Annotated in this window: 13 protein-coding genes; 9 read left to right on the top strand and 4 right to left on the bottom strand. The window is 71.9% G+C overall.

Going from position 1 to position 15379, the window contains the following annotated elements:
* Positions 1-7: 7 nt before the first annotated feature.
* The 4 genes from G011_RS0120595 to G011_RS0120580 all read left to right on the top strand — a co-directional run bounded on the left by G011_RS0120595 (position 8) and on the right by G011_RS0120580 (position 3021).
* The gene (locus G011_RS0120595) at positions 8-553 is read left to right on the top strand and encodes a DUF2617 family protein (RefSeq protein ID WP_013156164.1); all 546 of its coding nucleotides are present in this window, start codon (positions 8-10) and stop codon (positions 551-553) included.
* Positions 550-897 (top strand): hypothetical protein, encoded by a 348-nt coding sequence (locus G011_RS0120590; protein WP_019610121.1) that lies wholly within the window; start codon positions 550-552, stop codon positions 895-897. Before G011_RS0120595 ends, G011_RS0120590 begins: the two co-directional genes overlap by 4 nt.
* Before the next feature lie 59 nt (positions 898-956).
* Positions 957-1385 carry a DUF350 domain-containing protein gene (locus G011_RS0120585; RefSeq protein WP_013156162.1) on the top strand — a complete coding sequence of 143 codons (429 nt, stop codon included), beginning with the start codon at positions 957-959 and terminating at the stop codon, positions 1383-1385.
* 70 nt (positions 1386-1455) lie between these two features.
* Complete coding sequence (locus G011_RS0120580) at positions 1456-3021, top strand: polyamine aminopropyltransferase (RefSeq protein WP_026338483.1); 1566 nt, start codon at positions 1456-1458, stop codon at positions 3019-3021.
* 422 nt (positions 3022-3443) lie between these two features.
* Here G011_RS0120580 and G011_RS0120575 read toward each other — a convergent pair whose 3' ends face one another.
* Entirely contained in the window at positions 3444-3902 is a 459-nt protein-coding gene (locus tag G011_RS0120575) for a flavodoxin family protein (protein WP_026338482.1), read from the bottom strand.
* 104 nt (positions 3903-4006) lie between these two features.
* On the opposite strand from G011_RS0120575, the gene G011_RS0120570 reads away from it, so the two are divergent.
* The 5 genes from G011_RS0120570 to G011_RS0120550 all read left to right on the top strand — a co-directional run bounded on the left by G011_RS0120570 (position 4007) and on the right by G011_RS0120550 (position 9957).
* The gene (locus tag G011_RS0120570; protein ID WP_155979810.1) at positions 4007-4351 is read left to right on the top strand and encodes a hypothetical protein; all 345 of its coding nucleotides are present in this window, start codon (positions 4007-4009) and stop codon (positions 4349-4351) included.
* A 313-nt stretch (positions 4352-4664) separates the two neighbouring features.
* Entirely contained in the window at positions 4665-5507 is an 843-nt protein-coding gene (locus G011_RS0120565) for a nitrilase-related carbon-nitrogen hydrolase (RefSeq protein WP_019610117.1), read from the top strand.
* A gap of 11 nt (positions 5508-5518) precedes the next feature.
* A complete protein-coding gene (gene hydA, locus G011_RS0120560) occupies positions 5519-6928 on the top strand; it encodes a dihydropyrimidinase (RefSeq protein WP_019610116.1) in 1410 nt (469 codons plus the stop codon).
* A 15-nt stretch (positions 6929-6943) separates the two neighbouring features.
* Complete coding sequence (locus tag G011_RS0120555) at positions 6944-7954, top strand: TIGR03842 family LLM class F420-dependent oxidoreductase (RefSeq protein WP_019610115.1); 1011 nt, start codon at positions 6944-6946, stop codon at positions 7952-7954.
* 428 nt (positions 7955-8382) lie between these two features.
* Positions 8383-9957, top strand: a complete 1575-nt coding sequence (locus G011_RS0120550) for an NCS1 family nucleobase:cation symporter-1 (protein ID WP_019610114.1) — start codon at positions 8383-8385, stop codon at positions 9955-9957.
* 28 nt (positions 9958-9985) lie between these two features.
* Here G011_RS0120550 and G011_RS32160 read toward each other — a convergent pair whose 3' ends face one another.
* The 3 genes from G011_RS32160 to G011_RS0120535 all read right to left on the bottom strand — a co-directional run bounded on the left by G011_RS32160 (position 9986) and on the right by G011_RS0120535 (position 14829).
* Positions 9986-10123: a hypothetical protein gene (locus G011_RS32160; RefSeq protein ID WP_019610113.1), complete on the bottom strand. Its 138-nt coding sequence runs from the start codon at positions 10121-10123 to the stop codon at positions 9986-9988.
* Positions 10124-10250: 127 nt separating this feature from the next.
* Entirely contained in the window at positions 10251-11261 is a 1011-nt protein-coding gene (gene galE / locus G011_RS0120540; protein ID WP_019610112.1) for a UDP-glucose 4-epimerase GalE, read from the bottom strand.
* A 73-nt stretch (positions 11262-11334) separates the two neighbouring features.
* On the bottom strand, positions 11335-14829 hold the full coding sequence (locus G011_RS0120535) for a bifunctional glycosyltransferase/CDP-glycerol:glycerophosphate glycerophosphotransferase (protein ID WP_019610111.1): 3495 nt from the start codon (positions 14827-14829) through the stop codon (positions 11335-11337).
* Positions 14830-15379 lie beyond the last annotated feature (550 nt).

Genomic DNA, 15379 nt, shown 5'->3' with positions numbered 1-15379 from the left:
CCGGAACGTGCGCGCGAGCATCAGCGCCCCCTTCGTCGACACCAGCGCCGACGACCTGGTCTGGGCCCTGCGCCACCCGCTGGTCGACCCCCTGGCCGCCCGCACCGTCCGGGTGCCGGGAGCCCGGGTCGAGCTGAGGGTGCTCGGCGCCTCCCACCAGGTGGTCGTCACGCCGGAGCCGTCGCCCGGGGCCCTGGTGCCCGAGGAGCCGCTGGTGGAGACGGTGGCCTGCCTGCCCGGCCTCCCCGGCGGTCTGCCCGGCAGCGCCGACCGCCCCGACCTGGGCGGCTACCGTTTCGGCTCGCGCGTGGAGTCCCTGTCCCGCACCGAGCTGGCCCGCCGGGTGGAGGGGATCCACCGGGAGGTGGACGACTCCCCCGGCGGCCTGCTCGTCGCCTTCCCCGGCGATCCGCTGGCGGTCACCGCGCTGCACCTGGTCCCCGGCGGACCACTCGGCTGGCGCACCTGGCACGCCTACCCCCAGAGCGGCGAGCTGGTGACGACCACCTCGACCGTGACCCTTCCCCCCACTTCCGGGAGAACCGCACCATGAAGGCATACGAGGAGCCCGCGAACAACGGCAACAGGAACGTCATCATCACGGTGTTCGTCGTGATCGGCGTCATCCTGCTGCTCCTGATCCTGCTCAGCGCCTGCTCCAACAACAGCAACAACTACTGCCCGGACGACGACGTGGTCCAGATCGAGGGCTATGACGACGACGACTGCGACGGGTCCTCGGGATCCTCCGGCGGAGGAGGGTTCTTCTTCTTCGGCGGGGGCACCGGCGGCGGCAGCAGCTACAGGGACAACAACAGCAGCAGCTACAGCGGCGGCAGCAGCAGCAACGGCAGCGGCAGCAACTACCGCGGCGGCGGCAGCGGCTTCGGCAAGTAGTCTCCTTCCCCACACGTCACGAACACGTCAACCGAAATCCCCTACCTGCGAACAGGACCATGAACGAGATCCTCCTCAACGCGCTCGGAGCCCTCGCCTACGGCGGAGTGGGCATCGTCATCCTCGTGCTGGGCTACCTCCTCACCGACCTCCTCACCCCCGGCAAGCTGCACGTGCTGATCTGGGAGAACCGCAACCGCAACGCGGTCCTGCTCGTGTCGGCGAACACGCTGGGCTCGGCCATCGTCGTCACCTCGGCGATCCTCTCCAGCGAGTCCGAGATCGGCCTGGGCGCGGGCCTGCTCTCGACCGCCGTCTACGGCCTGATCGGCCTGGGCGTGATGGCGCTGTCGTTCGTGCTGATCGACCTCCTCGTCCCCGCCAAGATCGCCCAGATGATCAGCAACGACGAGCCGCACCCGGCCACCTGGGTGAGCGCCTCCGCGCACGTGGCGATCGCGGTCGTCATCGCCGCGGCCCTGACCTGACGCCCCTCCCCCCACCGGCCCCCTGCCCCGGGCAACCGCACCACCGCACCACCACACGAAGGCAGTTCCGTTGACTGAGACCACCGCCCGCACACGGCCCCGACTGCCGGTATCCGCCAGGGCGGCCCGGTTCCTCGTGTTGCTGGCGGTGTTCGTCTGCGCCGCCTGCGGCCTGGTGTACGAGCTCGCTCTGGTCGCCATCGGCAGCTACCTGCTGGGCGACAGCATCACCCAGGCCTCCGTGGTCCTGTCGGTGATGGTGTTCGCGATGGGCGTGGGCTCCCTGTTGTCCAAGCGCTTCCAGGCGCACCCCGCCGCGGCCTTCGCGGTGATCGAGGGGCTGCTCTCGCTGGTCGGCGGACTGTCCGTGCTGCTGCTGTACGGGGCGTTCGCCTGGTTCTCCGCCTACCAGCCCGCCCTGGTGGTGCTGTCGTTCCTCATCGGGCTCCTCATCGGCATGGAGATCCCGCTGCTGATGACGCTCATCCAGCGCATCCGCAGGCAGGAAGCCTCCGACGCGGTCGCCGACCTGTTCGCCGCCGACTACGTGGGCGGCCTGATCGGCGGCCTGGCCTTCCCGTTCCTGCTGCTTCCGCTGCTGGGCCTGCCCAAGGGCGCGCTGATGGTGGGCGCGCTCAACGCCGTCGTCGGCGTGGCGGTGGTGCTGTGGCTGTTCCGCTCGGAGCTGACCCGGCGGGCCTACGCGGGCCTGAGCGTGGGCCTGGCGTTCATCATCGCGGTGCTCGGTCTGGCCTACGCCTACGCCGACCAGTTCGAGGTGGACGCGCGCCAGGCGCTGTACCGCGACCCGATCGTGCACGCCGAGCGCTCGGAGTACCAGGAGATCGTGCTCACCCGGTCCCTGGACGGCCAGGACGTGCGCCTGTTCCTCAACGGGAGCCTCCAGTTCTCCAGCCTGGACGAGTACCGCTACCACGAGTCGCTGGTGCACCCGGCGATGGCGGGACCGCACGAGGACGTGCTGGTGCTGGGCGGCGGCGACGGCCTGGCCCTGCGCGAGATCCTGGCCTACGACGACGTGGCCTCGGCCACCCTCGTGGACCTGGACCCGGCCGTGATCGAGCTGGCCTCGACCGACCCGGTGATCAGCGGCCTCAACGGGGACTCCTTCGAGGACCCGCGCGTGGACGTGGTCAACGCCGACGCCTTCCAGTGGCTGCGCGAGAACCGCGAGGAGTTCGACGTCATCATCGCCGACCTCCCGGACGGGGACTCCGTGGGCACCGCCAAGCTCTACTCGGTGGAGTTCTACGCGCTCCTGCGCCACGCCCTGTCCCAGGAGGGCCGCATGGTCGTGCAGGCGGGTTCCCCCTTCTTCGCCCCGGAGGCCTACTGGGGCGTGGGCGACTCCCTGGAGGCGGCGGACCTGGCGGCCACCCCCTACAACGTGGACGTGCCGAGCTTCGGCAACTGGGGCTTCTACCTCACCTCGCCCGGGTCCGCGCCCGAGCTGCGCGTCCCCGACGACGCGCCGCCGCTGAGCTTCCTCGACCCGGCCCTGCTGGAGGCCGCGCAGGTCTTCCCCAAGGACCGCCGCGAGGAGGACGTGGAGGAGTCGACCCTCATGCACCCGAGGATCATCGGCTACCACCAGGGGGCCTGGCGGGGCTACTGACGCCGGTCCGCGGACCGGCGCCGCCCCGGCGAGAAAACACCGCGCGGCCTGAGGACTTGGGCCAGTGGGCGGCCACGCGGTGTGTCTGGGGAGGGGCTGTTCGGGGGCCCGGTCCCGTCCGGGGGACGGCGGTCGCGGGTGGAGAGGCGGACGGAAGGTCTGCGGCGCCGGACGGGGCAAGGGTGCGCTCCCCCGCGTTCCCCGACGACCTGGGCCCATCCTGACCTGCCGGTCGAAGTCGGCGAAACCGCCACGCCGCATCCGACACCGGCCCAGCCAACCCCTTACCCAGACTTTCCCGCCCTTTTCCGGCTTCCCGTCCGCCCCCGTGGCGGCGGGTCCGCGGAGCTGCCCGCGGGCCGTGTGCCGCGTCGGAGCCCCTGATCCGGAGCCACCGGCCCCGGTCCCCGTGGCGGGCCCGCTCAGGCGCGCTCCAGGGCGGCGAGGGCGGTGACGGCGCCCAGCTCCCAGCAGGCCTCGCGGTCCCGTGCCTCCGGGCGGCCGGTCACGATGACCGGCGGGCGGTGCCGCAGCCACCCCATGCCCTTGGCGATCGACTCGACCGCCCGGACCGCGCCGGAGGCGTCGTCGTCCCCGTGCACGTACAGCGCGTAGGGCAGTCCCTCGGTCGTCCCCTGGGCGGGGTAGAAGACCGTGTCGAAGAAGACCTTGAGGGCGCCCGACATGTACCCGATGTTGGCCGGGGTCCCCAGGACGACGGCGTCGGCGCCGAGCAGGTCGCTGGCCGTGGCCGACAGAGCCGCCTCCGCCCGCACCTCGACCCCCTCGATGTCGTCGTCGCGGGCGCCCTCCAGGACCGCCTCCAGCAACTGCCGGGTCGCGGGCGAGACCGTGTGGTGAACGATGAGCAGTCGTGCCATGTCCCCCACACTAGGAGGCGGCGGCGCGCCACCGCCGCCTCCCGCACGGCGCCACCCGGCGCCGGCGCCCAGCCGACGCCCGCAGCAGAAAGCCAGGCCCCGCCATGAGCCAGCCCCCGCACGGTCCCGGTGACGGATCCGCGGACCGCGACCAGCCGCCCACGGGCCCTCCCCCCGCAGGCATGCCGCCCACCGACTGGCAGCCGCCCCCGGGGCCGACGCCCGCGCCCGGCTTCGCCCGTTCGGGCCCTCCCTCCCCGGGAAAGCCAGGCGGCGCCGGGGAGTACTCCCCCTGGCTGTTCCTGAGCCTGGGCTGCGGCGCCCTGTTCCTCATCGGGATCCTCCTGGTGCTGCTCATCGTCCTCGTCTTCGACGACCGCGCCGAGCGGAGCGAGGGCGCGCTCGGGCACGGCGGCGCGTCCGTCACCGGGGACCGCACCACCGCCTGACCGCGCGGCGGCCGGGAGGAGTATGTGTCCTCATCCGAAATTCAGCGGGAAAAAGCCGGAAAACATGTCCTTTCCTCCGAATTCTCCGCGCCACAGAAAGGACACCGCACCCCGTAAGGGCATGATCGCGCAATTCCTTCACCCGGTCGCGCGCGGAGAACGCGGATGTCGGACATTGACCGGCCATTCGACGTTACCTAAGGTGCGACGGCACGCGCACCACCCGCTCGCACCACCGTGCCAGCAGGACATACGCGGACGTAACAACCGTTCTCGCCCGCCCCGGCGGCGCACACGCAGGAACGAGGAACACATGCCGCACAACGTCCGTGCCGCACTCGTCCAGACCGAATGGACGGGCGACACCGAATCCATGCTCGCCGTCCACGAGGAGCACGCGCGCGACGCCGCCGCACAGGGCGCGCGGGTGATCGGTTTCCAGGAGGTGTTCAACGCCCCCTACTTCTGCCAGGTGCAGGACCCCGAGCACCACCGCTGGGCCGAGGCCGTCCCCGACGGCCCCACCGTCACCCGGTTCAGAGCGCTGGCCCGGGAACTGGGCATCGTCATGGTCCTGCCGGTCTTCGAGGTGGAGTCCCCCGGCTTCTACTACAACACCGCCGCGGTCGTCGACGCCGACGGCAGCTACCTCGGCAAGTACCGCAAGCACCACATCCCGCAGGTCCACGGCTTCTGGGAGAAGTACTACTTCCGCCCCGGCAACCTCGGCTGGCCGGTCTTCGACACCGCCGCCGGGCGCATCGGCGTCTACATCTGCTACGACCGCCACTTCCCCGAGGGCTGGCGGGCCCTGGGGCTGGCCGGAGCCCAGCTGGTGTACAACCCGTCCGCGACCAGCCGCGGCCTGTCCGCCCACCTGTGGAAGCTGGAGCAGACCGCGGCGGCCGTGGCCAACGCCTACTTCGTCGCCGCGATCAACCGCGTGGGCGTGGAGGAGTACGGCGACAACGACTTCTACGGCACCAGCTACTTCGCCGACCCGCGCGGGCAGTTCGTCGGCGACGTCGCCTCCGACACCTCCGCCGAGCTGGTCGTGCGCGACCTGGACCTGGACCTGGTCGACGAGGTCCGCCGGCAGTGGGCCTTCTACCGCGACCGCAGGCCCGACGCCTACGGCCCGCTGGTCCAGGGCTGAGGGGGCACGGCATGGCACGACGCACCGTCATCCGCGGCGGCCTGGTCGTCACCGCGGCCGAGGAGACCGAGGCCGACGTCCTGGTGGAGGGTGAGAGGGTGGCCGCGCTCGCGCTGCGCGGCAGCGACGCCGCCCGCTCCTGGGCCGACAGCGGCGCCGAGGTCATCGACGCCGCCGGACACTACGTCGTCCCCGGCGGGGTGGACGGCCACACCCACATGGAGATGCCCTTCGGCGGCACCTCCTCCTCCGACACCTTCGAGACCGGTACCCGGGCCGCAGCCTGGGGCGGCACCACCACGATCGTCGACTTCGCCATCCAGCGGCCCGGGGAGTCGGCGCGCGCGGGCGTGGACGCGTGGATGGCCAAGGCCGAGGGCAACTGCGCGGTGGACTACGCCTTCCACGCGATCCTCTCCGACGTCAACGCGTCCTCGCTCGGGGAGATGGACGCCCTCGTCGACGAGGGCGTGACCTCGTTCAAGCTGTTCATGGCCTACCCGGGCGTGTTCTACAGCGACGACGGCCAGATCCTGCGGGCCATGCAGCGCGGCGCCGCCAACGGCGCGCTGACCATGGTGCACGCCGAGAACGGCATCGCCATCGACGTGCTGGTCGAGCAGGCCCTGGCCGAGGGCAGGACCGACCCGAGGTACCACGGCGAGGTGCGCAGGGCCCTGCTGGAGTCGGAGGCCACCCACCGCGCCGTCCAGCTCGCCCGGGTGGCGGGCGCGCCGCTGTACGTGGTGCACGTCTCGGCCCGGGAGGCGGTGGAGGAGCTGGCCCGGGCGCGCGGGATGGGGCTCAACGTGTTCGGCGAGACCTGCCCCCAGTACCTGTTCCTGTCCGCCGACAACCTCGCCGAGCCCGGTTTCGAGGGCGCCAAGTACGTGTGCTCCACACCTCTGCGGCCCCGGGAGCACCAGGAGCACCTGTGGCGGGCGCTGCGCACCAACGACCTGTCCGTGGTCTCCACCGACCACTGCCCGTTCTGCTTCGCCGGGCAGAAGGACCTGGGCCGGGGAGACTTCTCCAGGATCCCCAACGGCGTGCCCGGGGTCGAGCACCGCATGGACCTGCTGCACCAGGCCGTGGTGGAGGGCCGTATCGGCAGGCGCCGGTGGATCGAGATCGCCTGCGCCACCCCGGCCCGCATGTTCGGCCTGTACCCGGCCAAGGGCACGATCTGCCCGGGCTCGGACGCCGACATCGTGGTCTACGACCCCCGCGCCGAACAGGTCCTGTCGGCCGAGACGCACCACATGAACGTGGACTACTCGGCCTACGAGGGCAGACGGGTCACCGGCCGGGCCCGCACCGTGCTCTCGCGCGGCCGGGTCGTGGTGGACCGCGGCGCCTACCTGGGCGAGGCCGGGCACGGCCGGTACGTGCCCCGGTCCACCTGCCAGTACCTGGTCTGAACGAGAGGGCAGCACATGGACATCGGACTCGTCCTCCAGACCGACCCGCCCGCCGACCTGCTGGTCGAACGGATGGTCCGCGCGGAGGGCTACGGCTTCACCCACGGGTGGACCTTCGACTCGGTCGTGCTCTGGCAGGAGCCCTTCGTCGTCTACAGCCGGATCCTGGAGCGCACCAGCGGCCTGGTCGTGGGGCCCATGGTGACCAACCCGGGCACGCGCGCCTGGGAGGTGACCGCCTCGCTGTTCGCCACCCTGAACGACATGTTCGGCAACCGCACGGTGTGCGGGATCGGCCGGGGCGACTCGGCCATGCGGGTGGCGGGCCGCCGACCCGCCACCCTGGAACGCCTGTCCCGGGCGATGCGCGCGATCAAGGACCTGGCCGAGGGCCGGGAGGCCGACGTGGACGGCGCGGCCCTGCGCCTGCCGTGGGTCCGCGACGGCGCCCTGCCCGTGTGGATGGGCGCCTACGGGCCCCGGGCCCTGGAGCTGGCGGGCCGCCAGGCGGACGGTTTCATCCTCCAGCTGGCCGACCCCTACCTGACCGAGTGGATGGTCAGGGCGGTGCGCACGGCCGCGGCCGACGCCGGGCGCGACCCCGACGCGGTGACGGTGTGCGTGGCGGCGCCCGCCTACGTCACCGACGGCTCCGAGCGGGGTCTGGCCCACGCGCGGGAGCAGTGCCGCTGGTTCGGCGGGATGGTGGGCAACCACGTGGCCGACCTGGTCGCCCGCTACGGAGACTCCTCCGACGCGGTCCCGCGGGAGCTGACCGACTACGTCAGGGCCCGGCGGGGTTACGACTACAGCCACCACGGCCGGGCGGACAACCCCGACACCGCGTTCGTCCCGGACGGCATCGTCGACCGGTTCTGCCTGGTCGGACCGGTGGAGGAGCACGTGGAGAAGCTGGAGCGGCTCCGGGAGGCGGGTGTGGACCAGTTCGCGGTGTACGCGATGCACGACGACGTGGACGGGGTCATCGAGGCCTACGGGCGCCACGTCGTCCCGGCCGTGTCCTGACCCCCGCCACGGGGCCGCCGGGACGCGGGCGACCGCGCCGCGGCGGCCCCGTCCCCGGGGCGGAGAGCCGGAGAAGGCCGGGACGGGGAAGGCCGCGGCCCGGGACCGGCGCGCAGGTGGGGGACCGTCCGGACGGGACGGGCGTCCGGACGGTCCCCCGCCGCACGGGCGCGTCCTTGCCCGGGGCCAGGCGCATACCGTCGTGCAGGGGCGGCCCCCGCCGCACGGGGCCTCCCTTCGGGGTGCGCGGTCCCGTGGTAACCCTCCCGACCCGCCCGCGACACCTGTGCGCCCTGTGACGTGCGAGGATATTCGGCGGCCCGGAACGAATCCGGACTTTTCGCCGCCCTCCCCGGGGGTCCCCCGGTGGGTCCGGCAGCGCTCGTATCCCCCGCCCTCCCCGTCCGCCCACCGAGACCAGGTGACCCGTGACCCACAGCCCGACCCCGGCGGAACCCGCCGCCGTCACCCACCCCGACAGCCGGGTGTCCCTCGCCGAGGGGACCTCCCTGCCCGAGGGCCCCTACGTCAACGCCGACCTCCAACCCGTCCCGATGTCCCGGCGCACCTGGGGCACCGGCAGCTTCGGCGCCCTATGGGTGAGCATGTCGGTCAGCATCCCGGCCTGGACCCTGGCCAGCGGCCTGATCGCGGCGGGCATGGACTGGCGCCAGGCCATGCTCGCCGTGGTCCTGGGCAACCTCGTCGTCCTGCTGCCCATGGTGCTGACCGGCCACGCGGGCGCCAGGTACGGGATCCCCTTCCCCGTGTTCGCGCGCGCCTCCTTCGGCCTGCGCGGCGCCAACCTGCCCGCGCTGCTGCGCGGCGCGGTCGCCTGCGGCTGGTACGGCATCCAGACCTGGGTCGGCGGCCAGGGGGTGTACATCCTGCTCGGGCGGCTGCTCGGCGACGGGTGGACGGGGGCGGCGGCGCTGGGCGGCCAGCCGTGGACGCTGTGGCTGTCCTTCGGCCTGTTCTGGGTCGCCCAGCTCGCGATCATCCTGTGGGGCATGGAGGGCGTGCGCCGGACCCAGGTGTGGGCCGCGCCGCTGATGATCCTCGGCGGCGTCGCGCTGCTGGCCTGGATGGCCGTGGAGGCCGGGGGCCTGGCCCCGATGCTGTCCCTGGACTCGGGCGAGCCCCTGGACTGGGGGCCCTCCTTCTGGGCGCTGTTCTTCCCGTCGCTGATGGGCGTGATCGGCTACTGGGCGACCCTGACCCTCAACATCAGCGACTTCACCCGCTTCTCGTCCTCCCAGCGCGCCCAGGTGGTGGGCCAGACACTGGGCCTGCCCACCACGATGACGCTGTTCTCGCTGCTGGCCGTCATGGTCACGGCGGGCACCGCGGCCGTCTACGGCGAACCCCTGTGGAACCCGATCGACGTCGTGGCGCGGATGGACAGCGGGATCGGCCTGCTCTTCGCGGTCTTCGTCGTGCTGCTGGCCACGGTCTCCACCAACATCGCGGCCAACCTGGTCGGTCCGGCCTACGACCTGTCCAACCTCAGGCCCCGGCTGATCAGCTTCCGCGCCGGGGCGATCACCACCTGCGTGCTCAGCGTGCTGATCATGCCGTGGCGGCTGCTGGAGAACGAGAGCGTCTACATCTTCACCTGGCTGGGCACGGTGGGCGGCCTCCTGGGCACCGTGGCGGGCATCCTGCTCGCCGACTACTGGCTGCTGCGCCGCACGCGGATGAACCTGCCCGCGCTGTACGAGCGCGGCTCGGAGTACTGGTACCGGCACGGGTGGAACTGGCGCGCCCTGGTGGCCTTCGGCGTCGGCTCGGTGCTGGCCGTGGGCGGTTCGCACTCCCCCGAGGGGTCGGGCCCCTTCCCGGCCGAGGGCCTGGTCCCGTTCCTGGCGCCGCTGGCGGACTACGGGTGGCTCGTGGGGCTGGCCAGCGGCCTGCTGCTGCACTGGGGCCTGGGCGTGCTCCTGCCCCACCGGGACGCCGGGGAGCGGGCCGCGAGGAGGACGGAGGGGGCCGCCGCCCGCTGAGCGGACCCCGGTGACGGGCCCCCCGGGGTCAGTCCCGCCGGGTCCACTCCTCATGGGCGGACCCGGCCGTCAGCGGGAGCCCGACGCCGAAGGCGCCCTCATCGTCGTAGAAGTGCTCTTCGCCTTCTTCGTACTCTTCGAGCTCTTCGTCCCAGTCGTGTTCCATGCCCGGCTTTGCCCTTCTTTTGGCATCGTCTCATCGACGCTCGGCGCTTGGAGAAGGTTGTCCCGGCGGCGGGGCGCACCGGCGGTCCGGGAGCGCGGAGGGCGGCCTCACTCCGCGCTCCGCGGGGTCACCTGTAGCCGTCGGGGTTGGCCGACTGCCAGCGCCAGGCGTCGGCGCAGGCCTCGGCCACCGTGTGCTCGGCCTTCCAGCCCAGTTCGCGGTTGGCCAGCCCCGGGTCGGCGAAGCAGGTGGCGATGTCGCCGTCGCGGCGCGGACCCACCCGGAAAGGGATGGTGTGGCCGCAGGCCGCCTCGAAGGCGCGGATCGCCTCCAGGACGGAGGTGCCCCTCCCCGTCCCCAGGTTGAAGGCCCTGAGCCCCTTCTGCGAGGCCAGGTGGTCGAGCGCCGCGACGTGCCCCCGGGCCAGGTCCACCACGTGCAGGTAGTCCCGGACCCCCGTGCCGTCCGCGGTGTCGTAGTCGTCGCCGAAGACCGTCAGCTCGGGCAGCCTGCCCGCGGCGACCTTGGAGATGTAGGGGAAGAGGTTGTTGGGGATGTCGTTGGGGTCCTCCCCGATCAGGCCGCTGGAGTGCGCGCCGACCGGGTTGAAGTACCGCAGCACGGTGATCCGCCAGTCGGGCGCGCTCACCGCGAGGTCCTCCAGGATCCTCTCGCCGAACAGCTTGGTCGCGCCGTAGGGGTTGGTCACCCGCAGCGCGCTCCCCTCGGCGATCGGCACCGTGTCGGGGTCGCCGTAGACGGTGGCCGAGGAGCTGAACACCAGGTCGCGCACCCCGACCCGGTCCATCGTCTCGGCGAGCGTGAGCAGGGCGTCCAGGTTGTTGCGGTAGTACCGCAGCGGCTGGCTGACGGACTCCCCCACCGCCTTGAGCCCGGCGAAGTGCACCACGGCCTCGATGCCGTGCTCCACCAGGACGCGCTCGACGACGCCCTGCTCGGTGCAGTCGCCCCGCACGAACGGGATCCGCGCGCCGGTGATCTTCTCGACCCGGCGCACGGCCTCCTCGCTGCTGTTGACCAGGTTGTCCAGGACGACCACCTGGTGCCCGCGCGCGACCAGCTCGACCGCCGTGTGGGAGCCGATGTACCCGGCTCCTCCGGTGAGCAGAATCCTCAAGGCCCTCTTCACCCTCCCTGTCGTGGGGCCGCGCCGTCCGGCGCGGCCCCTGCCTTCCCCCGAACCGCCCGGTTCAGAGGAGCTTGCCGAAGACCTGCTCGACCACCCGGGCCGCGGCCTTGCCGTCGTCCAGGGGGCAGAACTGGTTCACGAAGGCCTCGTACCGCTCCCTGTGGGCCTCCTGGACCCCGTCGATGTCGCGGATCGAGTCGATGACCTCGTCGGAGGTGCGCAGCAGCGGGCCCGGGGCGGTCTCGGCGAAGTCGAAGTAGAACCCGCGCAGGCTGTCGCGGTACTCCTCCAGGTCGTAGGTGAAGAACAGCATCGGGCGGCCGGTGTTGGCGAAGTCGAACATCAGCGACGAGTAGTCGGTGATGAGGATGTCCGTGACCAGGAACAGCTCCTGGATCTCGGGGTAGGCCGAGACGTCGAAGACGAAGTCCTTGCCCACGTTCGGCACCCGGTCGACGATGTTGGGGTGCCTGCGGAAGAGCAGTACGTGGTCGTCGCCGAGGGCGTCGTACAGCCGCCGCAGGTCCAGGTGCAGGTCCAGCTTGTACTTGCCGACCGAGTAGAACTTGTCGTCGCGCCAGGTGGGCGCGTAGAGGATGACCTTCTTGCCCTCCGGCAGGCCCAGGCGCTCGCGGACCGTCTCCGTCACCGCCTCGCGCTCGGGGCGGTGGAAGATGTCGTTGCGCGGGTAGCCGGTCTCCAGGATCTCGTTCTCGAAGCCGAAGGCGCGGCGCAGGATCGGGGTCGCCCAGGGGCTCGGGGAGACCAGGTAGTCCCACTGGTTGGTCTCGTGCCGGAGCCGGTCGTGGTAGTTGCGGCCCGCGAACTGGACGTGCTCGATGTCGAAGCCGATGCGCTTGAGCATCGACCCGTGCCAGGTCTGCACGACCTTCTGCCCGGGCTGCTTCTCGAACCACATGGGCAGGTGGGCGTTGGAGACGATGAACTCCGAGCGCGCCAGCGCCTCGAAGTACTCGCGGCTCGTGTGCCGGACCTCGGTCAGCCCCGGGGGCAGCGTGATCTGGCGGTTGCGCACCATCCACGACATCGGCGTCTCCACGCCGCGGCGCCGCAGTTCCTCGTACATGTCCCGCGGGCTGTCGGAGAACTGCTTGCCGGTGTAGCTGTCGAAGACGATGCCCGGCTGCACCGGCTTGCGGCGCAGCTTGGGGTAGACCTCCTCGCGCAGGACCTGCTGCGCGTAGGACCCCTGCTCCTCCGGACGCAGCACCGAGCCCAGGCGCAGCACGGGCCACCCGCGGCCGTCCGGCTTGAGCTCCAGGTCGAAGCCGCCCTCCTTCTCGGGGGCGGGGAACTTGGCGGTGCGCAGCTCCTGCGAGAAGCCGATCCGGCGGTCGTCCCACTGGTTGTCGCCGGTGGCGGTGCGCAGCAGGAAGCGGTAGTTGCCGGGCGTGAGGGGCACCTTCGTGCCGAAGTTGGGGATCGCGGTGGGCGGGACGGAGGCCGAGAACCGGCCGTCCGCGGCCTCCACCGGGAACAGGTGCTCCTCCATACGACCGACGGCCTTGACCACCAGGGAGAGCTCTCCCGTGGAGGTCTCGGGGAAGTCGCCCCGCAGGTCGAGGACGTCGTCGTCCCAGGAGACGGCGGTGAGCAGGGGCTGGGGCCGCTCCACCCGGACCCTGGTCCGCCCGGCGAAGTCGGGGAGCACCCGCACGCTCAGGCCGGAGTGCGCGTAGCGGCCCTCGGGACCGTCCTCGGCGAAGGGGATCCACCGGGAGTGGCCGGAGCCGTCCCGGAGGTGGACCGACCAGTCCTCGTAGGGGTCGCTGCCCGCGATGGCGTCCCGGTCCTGGTAGCCGTCGGTGAGGGCGGCCAGGTCGACGAGCACGCGCACGGACGCGCCGTCGGTCTCCACCTTCGCGGGGACCTCGACGTCGCCGGGGAAGCGCTGGACGTAGGCGCTCAGGCCCTCGGACGGGGTTCCCGTCGCCCGGCCGCTCAGGACCAGGGAGGAGCCCTCGACCGCGGAGCCGTCCAGGACGACCGCCGGGCGCTCGACGGTCAGGCGGAGTTCGAAGTCGTCCACCCAGTGCGGGCGGGCCCACACGCCCGGCCGGACCTGCTCGGGGCCGAGCATCCGGACGTCGGCCGCGGCGGGCTTCTTGAGGCGGTCCACACGGCGGAAGCCGCGGTTGACCACGCCCAGCTCCACGTACCAGTCGCCCTCGTCCCCCAGCTCGGCGGGGTCGATGACGATCCGGTAGCCGCCCCAGTCCTTGCGGGAGGTGGCCACCGTCGGGGCGAGCCGGAACTCGTTGGCCTGGTGCGTGGTCGTGTTCAGCCGCACGCGCCTGCCGTCCTCGGCGTTGACCGCCCAGGCGCGGACCTGCTGTTGGAGGCGCTTGTTGGGCCGCAGGTACTTCAGGCAGACCCGGCCCCCGACGACGAGCTTGCCGTCGACCCAGGTGAGCTCCTCGGCCTTCTGGCGGAGCTTGAGCTCCGAGCGCACGCGGTAGACCGAGCGCGGCACGCCCTGGGCGGGGTCGTCCTTGAACGGGTAGTCCGCGTAGTAGCGGATCCCGTGCCGGACGATCTTGGCCTTCTTGTGCTCGGCGCTCTTGTTGAAGACGATGACCTCGCGCAGCTGCTCGACCTTGCGCTGCCGGATGAGGTGCCACTTGAGGCGCTCGATGGCGGGGAGGTCGCGCAGCACCTTGTCGTCCACCTGGTCCAGGTAGGCGTTGCCGAGCTCGACGAGCCGCCGGGTGAAGTCCGCGTCGGCCCGGTCGAGCACCTGGAGGAAGAGGCGCAGGTCGCTGCCGAGCGCCACCGCGTCCCACCGGCGCTTCTGGAGGGGCGGCTGGTTCTCCCTGAGGAAGTCGCTGACCTTGGTGACCGCGCTGACGCGGTCCTCCAGGGCCTGGGGTCGCAGCCGGTCCTGGGTGATGGACTTGTCGTCGCTCGGGCGCTCGCGCCAGAGGTAGACGGGCGCGGAGAGCACGTCCACCGACTCGGCGAGGAAGTGCAGGGGGATGGCCACGGGGATGTCCTCGTGCAGGACGCCGACGGGGAAGGTCATCCCGTGCCTGTCCCAGAAGGAGCGGCGCCAGACCTTGTTGGTGGCCAGCCGGTCCACCAGGAGCGTGTCCTCGCGCGTGATGTGCGTGCCGGTCTTCGCGGTGCGGAAGATCCTGCGGTGCATCGGCGACTGGCGCGTGCCCAGCTCGTTGAGGCGGTGGACGTTGCCGCTGGAGAAGTCCGAGCCGCTCCGGCGCAGGCTCTCCAGGTGGTAGCCGAACGCGTAGGACGGGATCACGTCGTCGCTGTCCACGAAGGTCAGGAAGTCGCCGCGCGCGTGCTCGATGCCGGTGTTGCGGGCGGCGCCCAGACCGCCGTTCTCCTGCTGGATCAGCCGGAAGCGGGGGTCCTGCTCGGCGTACCGGGCCGCGATGGCCGCGCTGCCGTCCGGGGACCCGTCGTCCACCATCACGACCTCGAGATCGTCCCACGTCTGCACCTGAAGGGAGCGCAGGCACTCGTCGAGATACCTCTCGACGTTGTAGATGGGTACGACGACACTGAGTGCGACCACAAATGACTCCAAGGCTCCGCGGATCCGAACACACCCGTCGCACAGCGGAGGTCGCGCCAGCGCGCGCCCGGTCTACCGGGTGTGGGGGGAGGGTGGATCAGGCTCCCGCTCCTGTCAGCCCGCAGAGACGGGACGACTGACAGGACAGGACAAGGTGGGCAAAGTAGAACCCAGGTTAACCCATGACTTCAAACCGTCTGGAATTGCGTGAACTTCCTCCCCGCCCGGACGGGAGGGGGCGCGGGGGAGGCCGCCGGGTCGGCGCGGGGGAGGCGAACCCTTCGCCTGCGGGCGCGAGGACGGGGGCACACGCCCGCGAAAGCGCTCCCACCTCGGATGTGTCGGCCTCGGCAGGGCCCGGCCGCGGTGTCCGCCGGGAACGCGTCGGGGGCGTCCGCCGCGGCGGTCCGCGGCCCGTACGCCCGGGGGCGGCGGCGCGCCTTGGATCCCGTCACTCCCGGCCGTGACGCACGACACTCCACGGCGGTTCGGGGTCCTCGGCAGGTCAGGACCCCCGAAAGCCCCGGAATCCCGCGGGGCCGGGGCGCGG

Origin of the sequence: Nocardiopsis sp. CNS-639 (genome assembly GCF_000381685.1) — a bacterium.
Lineage (GTDB): Bacteria > Actinomycetota > Actinomycetes > Streptosporangiales > Streptosporangiaceae > Nocardiopsis > Nocardiopsis dassonvillei.
The sequence above is the reverse complement of the archived record's forward strand: the minus strand, read 5'-3'. Positions and strand labels throughout refer to the sequence as shown.